Source organism: Niallia endozanthoxylica (assembly GCF_008710145.1).
GTDB classification, from domain to species: domain Bacteria; phylum Bacillota; class Bacilli; order Bacillales; family Cytobacillaceae; genus Bacillus_BD; species Bacillus_BD endozanthoxylica.
Map to the genome: position 1 here is coordinate 1 of NZ_VYKL01000070.1, position 5,342 is coordinate 5,342.

The 5,342-nt window shown below is 40.1% G+C and carries 4 protein-coding genes; 1 reads left to right on the plus strand and 3 read right to left on the minus strand.

Features of this window, described 5'->3' with window-relative positions; all coding sequences use genetic code 11:
- Positions 1–252 precede the first annotated feature (252 nt).
- Entirely contained in the window at positions 253–1,254 is a 1,002-nt protein-coding gene (locus F4V44_RS26530; RefSeq protein ID WP_150442984.1) for an LLM class flavin-dependent oxidoreductase, read from the plus strand.
- 168 nt (positions 1,255–1,422) lie between these two features.
- Here F4V44_RS26530 and F4V44_RS26535 read toward each other — a convergent pair whose 3' ends face one another.
- The 3 genes from F4V44_RS26535 to F4V44_RS26545 all read right to left on the minus strand — a co-directional run bounded on the left by F4V44_RS26535 (position 1,423) and on the right by F4V44_RS26545 (position 4,719).
- Positions 1,423–2,073 carry a 2OG-Fe(II) oxygenase gene (locus F4V44_RS26535; RefSeq protein ID WP_150442985.1) on the minus strand — a complete coding sequence of 217 codons (651 nt, stop codon included), beginning with the start codon at positions 2,071–2,073 and terminating at the stop codon, positions 1,423–1,425.
- A gap of 541 nt (positions 2,074–2,614) precedes the next feature.
- The gene (locus tag F4V44_RS26540) at positions 2,615–3,187 is read right to left on the minus strand and encodes a transposase (RefSeq protein WP_150442986.1); all 573 of its coding nucleotides are present in this window, start codon (positions 3,185–3,187) and stop codon (positions 2,615–2,617) included.
- A complete protein-coding gene (locus tag F4V44_RS26545; RefSeq protein ID WP_150442987.1) occupies positions 3,187–4,719 on the minus strand; it encodes a YifB family Mg chelatase-like AAA ATPase in 1,533 nt (510 codons plus the stop codon). Before F4V44_RS26545 ends, F4V44_RS26540 begins: the two co-directional genes overlap by 1 nt.
- Positions 4,720–5,342: the final 623 nt, after the last annotated feature.

Sequence of the window (5,342 nt, forward strand, 5' to 3'; positions counted from 1 at the left end):
ATATTGAGGGGGTCATTTGAGGTCCACGGGGACAGGCCCACTGTCACCAATTTTTTATTTAATAAAAATAACCCTATCTCTCTAATCTATGGGATAGGGCTTACTTCGAATTCTCTTCAATTATTTACCTTTGGGACAACGGACCTGTCCCTCTTGTCCCATACCTTATTATTTTAAACTTTCTTAATTACTGATAAACTATTCATATGCTCTTATATTAATACACTATCATAGAAAGAAGTTGAAAAAGTAATGAACAAAACGCTACAAGATATTGCGTATTCAATCCTAGACTTGGTTCCAATTACTGAAGGAAGTGATGCAAACACTTCTTTTAAACATTCGGCAGATTTAGCTCAACATGCAGAGAATTGGGGCTATAAAAGATATTGGTTAGCGGAGCATCACAATAAGCCAGGAATTGCAAGCTCTGCAACTTCCATTTTAATTGGCCATATCGCTGCGAATACATCAAAAATCCGAGTGGGTTCAGGGGGAATTATGCTGCCTAATCATGCACCACTCGTAGTGGCCGAGCAATTTGGAACATTAGAAACGCTATTTCCTGGTCGAATCGACTTAGGTCTTGGCCGTGCTCCTGGAACGGATCAGCTTACGGCATATGCGCTACGTCGCAATGTGACAAGTGATGGACATGATTTTCCAGAACAAGTAGCAGAACTTAGAGCTTATTTTAGCCCTGAGAATATGAAAGTGAATGCCATCCCTGGCAGAGGTCTTCAAATACCAACTTGGCTTCTTGGCTCAAGCGGTTATAGCGCTCAATTGGCTGCACAACTGGGTCTTCCCTTTGCCTTTGCGAATCATTTTTCACCAGAAAACACATTGCCCGCTCTTGCCTTATATCGCAATAACTTTAAACCATCGTCAATCTTGCAAGAGCCGTATGTCATGATTGGTACCAATATTATTGCTGCAGATACGGATGAAGAAGCAGAAAAACGATCAACTTCCTTGCTGCAACATCATCTTGGACTTATTCGTAATCAGCAAGTCCCTCTTCAGCCTCCAGTTGATGATATGGATGCCCTATGCAGCAGTTATGAAAAGTCGATGTTACAGCAAAAATTAGCAGGCTCAATCATAGGCAGCCGAGAGACAGTCAAAACAAAACTCGAAAAATTTGTGGAAGAAACACAAACAGATGAAATTATTATAAACAGCCAAATTTTTGACCATCAAGCTCGCTTACAATCCTACAAGATCGTAGCGGATATCATTCGAAACGCTTAAATGAACAAAAAAATGGGCGTGTAAACTAAACTGTGTAAGTAGGAAAGCGTACCGTTCCTACTTACATAGTTTAGTTTTTTTATAAGGTAATACATCCAAACATTCACTATTCAGTTTCTACATACTCACAATAATGATTAGTTCGGGTGGTCACAGTGACTTAACTATTTAAATGACTTTCTGCCTTCTCATCCATTGAGTAGCTATCCACTTTTCTCCTTTTACTACAGGAGCTCCTGCGTGTAGTGTTAACTCGTTTAATATTGGGTCATTATAAAAATATTCAAAGTAAACTGCTATGCCCTTTTGCGGACAAACAGTTAAATTAAGTTTCGGGAAAAAGGTTGTGCCTCCCTCTTCTACATCATTTAAGTATAATACAAGCGTACTGATACGATTGTTCTTCGCCACTTTGCTTGTAGGAGTGAAATAATCTAAATGTTCTTTGTACTCTTGACCAGGTTTGTAGTTCAGAATATGTAGTCCTTCCCCATGCTCTATAGGAATTCCCATAATGGCCGACACCCTTTTTTCTACCCTCGCAAGAATATTACTTTTGACGTCTGTTAAAAATGCGCCGCTACTTGTTCGTATATCACTGACTTCTTTTGTACTTCCGATTTTTGAACGCTGAAGGAGGTCTTTTGACAACTGAATAAGCGTCTCACATTCCTCATCATCCAGTACTGAGCCTAAAACTACAACTAGCGGTTCTTCAAATCTAGCAATGATATTAATTTCTCGATCTTCTGTTTTAATTTTATTACCATTATGGCTAAATATAGTTACTTCCCTTACTTGTGCATCTTTAACAAGCATCTTCCATTCATCAACCCCTGTTTTTATTGAAATACTTTTTCATTATTCTACCAACAGGTTTTTAATTCCTTTCGATTTTTCGCTAATCGAAAAAAATTTTTTTATTGATTTTTTATGAAGTTCTTAATTTGCCTTTTCTACATTTCTACATTTCTACATTTCTACATATATATCCGTGATACACAGACCCGTTTTCTTTACTTGTTCCTCAACAATCTGTCCCGTTTGCGGAGGACTGATCTTATTGAAAATCAATCAAATTTGTATAACAACTTAACATTTGTAACCGTCAAGTAGAATTAAACAGTTTTCCAAAAATAAGTTAGGTTCTTACGCACTTTTGGTGAAGAGCTGTAAGGGATGTTATAGTGAGATAAAGAGGAGTATTACATCTTATGCATATTTTAATACCATTAATTATGATACTTTCATTTTCCTTCCGCTTGCTAGAGAGTACAGCATGAAAACATTTCGAAATGACACACATACTCCCTTACTTCATGATGCGAGTTTTTTATTTTCACCTTCATGTGATGCAGAATTATGAACTTCCAAAAGGAGGCAACAGAACCGGCCCCATGCTTCCGATATACTTTTCTCTCTTTTCTTTACTAGTTCCAATGTAGTAATCAAGGATATGATGAACATCCATAAAACTAGGCGCAATAGAATATTCACTTTTAAAATATTGATAACTGCTCCATGGATAGTACTCGGGTTTTTTGACCATTTTGGCTTCTACTGGATTTAGATGAATATACCTGCTCACCTCGAGCATGCCTTCTTTATCTTCTATCAATTTGTCGTAGTAGCGTTTTTCAAACACATGGCCAGTTAGGCGGTAGCGGGTATTGTAATAATTGGCATACCTCTTATTGACAAGGGACATGACTTTGGAAAGAGGAGCCTCTTTGGAACGGATTTGCAGATGGAAGTGGTTTGTCATCAAGCAATAGGAGGCCAGTTCGAATGGGATTTTCTGATGGAGCTGTTCGAGTATATGAAAAAAGGCTAGAAAATCAGTATGGCAGCGAAACAGCGGATCGCGCCGGTTGCCGCGACAGACTACATGATAAAAACGGTTTGGTATGTAAACTCTCTTCTTGTACGGCATTATCTTTTCCCCGCCTTTATCTGTTCTTTGAGAATATTGCCTCGTCGCAGTGTGATTGCCTGCCAAATTGCTTCATCCGTGATGTCCTTGCTGCCTGCTAAATCGGATATCGTTCTGGCCAGCCTAATCACTTTAATTTGCACGCGGTTGCTCCAATGCTGTTTAGACGCCACCTGTCGGATCATGTTCATCTGATGTTCCTGCAAAGGACTTATCTCTAGTAACTTCTCAAACGAAACCTTTGCGTTACATACCTGCTCCTGATACCGCTCATACTGCCTTTCTCGTGCCTTTTCTACTCTTTTTCGGATAACAGCAGAGCTCATTCGTTCAGTTGCAGGCTGATCTAAATGAACAGATTGCAAAAAAAGCAGAATATCCATCCGATCGGTTACAGGGCCGGAGATTTTATTTTGATAGGATTGGACTTGCTTGGGAGTACAGGTGCAATAATGTGAACGTGAACCAAGATATCCACAAGGGCATGGGTTCATAGCAGCAAGGAGTATGAAGGAACACGGATACGTAACCGTTGACTGCGCCCGGCTGATTGTTACCTTTCCGGATTCCAGCGGCTGGCGTAACATATCTAATGTTTTCTTTTGGAACTCAGCCATTTCGTCAAGAAACAGTACACCGCGATGAGCAAGAGATATCTCTCCAGGCTTCGGATTCGTACCGCCTCCGACAATGGCAACCGATGAGGAAGAATGGTGGGGATTTCGGTAAGGTGCGATTTGGGGTGATGCTAGTGTTTCTTTTGCAAGCTGGTATAAGCTAATCACTTCAAGCTGTGCTTCCTTTGTCAAAGGGGGCAAGATTGACGGAAACGCTTCTGCAAAGAGACTTTTCCCGCAGCCTGGCGGACCGCTCATTAATACATTATGCTCACCGGCAGCAGCAATCTCAAATGCTTCCTTTGCCTGCTCATGGCCGATAATGTCACGAAAATCCTTAGCATAGATAAAAGAAGGTTCCGCCACTTCGATTGCTTTTGGTGCTAGATGAATGGGAAGCAATTCTTGTCCGGACAAATGCATCAATACGTCATCAACATGCTGAATCACGATACACTCCATCCCTTCGAGCATGTCCAACGGAATCAATGGGTCATAGGGCATATAGACCCTCTTACACTCCAACGACTTGGCTGCGATGATAGCCGGCAGCATCCCTTCTACCTTTTCAACCGTCCCATCTAGCGACAACGCGCCAATAAAAACAGAGTCTTCAGGAATCTTCTCTTTAAACTCCCCCATCTCTTTCATTAACCCTATTGCCATCGCAAGGTCAAAAAAAGAACCGTTTTTCTTCTGCTCAGCTGGAGATAGGTTCACAACAATCTTGTAATCAGTCACATCACAATGCATCGTCCGCACCGCTGACAACACTCGTTCCTTTGACTCCTTTACACAGGCATCCGGCAGTCCCACAATCACCATTGACTCCTTTCCTTTTGAAGCTTGTACTTGCACTTGGACACGATAGCCCTCAAGTCCTTTTAGGCCAATACTTGAAATTTTCACGGTCATTTGGGTAGACCTCCCTGAATGAAAATAGTTTTGAAAAGATTAAAGGTTCATGATAGTAATAAAGTATTAAATGAAAGAAAAGGGTGGGAAATACATTGATACGAGGATTAATGTTCTAGAGATTATTATATTAATATTCCATCTCCTGAGCTAAATTCCTGCAACTTTTAAAAAGTTTTTAAAATAAATGGATTAGAGCAACTTACAACCACTTTCCACTCAGAATCAACAAATGACGCTGAGCAAGGTAGCTTTTCGCTTCAGAAGTAAATAAACTTACAAATCAAGAACCGTTGCCACTCTTAAAGCATTAGAATTGAAATTTATTACTATAGGAGGATAAGGAATAATCGCATCCTCCTATTCTATAAATTTCGACAAAATTCCGGTGGTCACAGTGACCGCACTGTCATTGGATCGCAATGCACAGTGACCGGGACTATTTCACTTTAGAAGTAAATAAACTTACAGATTAAGAATTATTGCCACTCTTAGGGCATTGGAATTAAATTTTATTACTATAGGAGGATAAGGAATAATCGCACCCTCCTATTCTATAAATTTCGACAAAATTCGAGTGGTCACAGTGACGGAACTTCATTCTCCTTCTTTAGTAAGGGATA

Coding starts and splice junctions, on each gene's coding strand:
- F4V44_RS26540 (WP_150442986.1), bottom strand. CDS start 3,187: ATGCCGTACAAGAAGAGAGTTTACATACCAAACCGTTTTTATCATGTA.
- F4V44_RS26545 (WP_150442987.1), bottom strand. CDS start 4,719: ATGACCGTGAAAATTTCAAGTATTGGCCTAAAAGGACTTGAGGGCTAT.
- F4V44_RS26530 (WP_150442984.1), top strand. CDS start 253: ATGAACAAAACGCTACAAGATATTGCGTATTCAATCCTAGACTTGGTT.
- F4V44_RS26535 (WP_150442985.1), bottom strand. CDS start 2,073: ATGCTTGTTAAAGATGCACAAGTAAGGGAAGTAACTATATTTAGCCAT.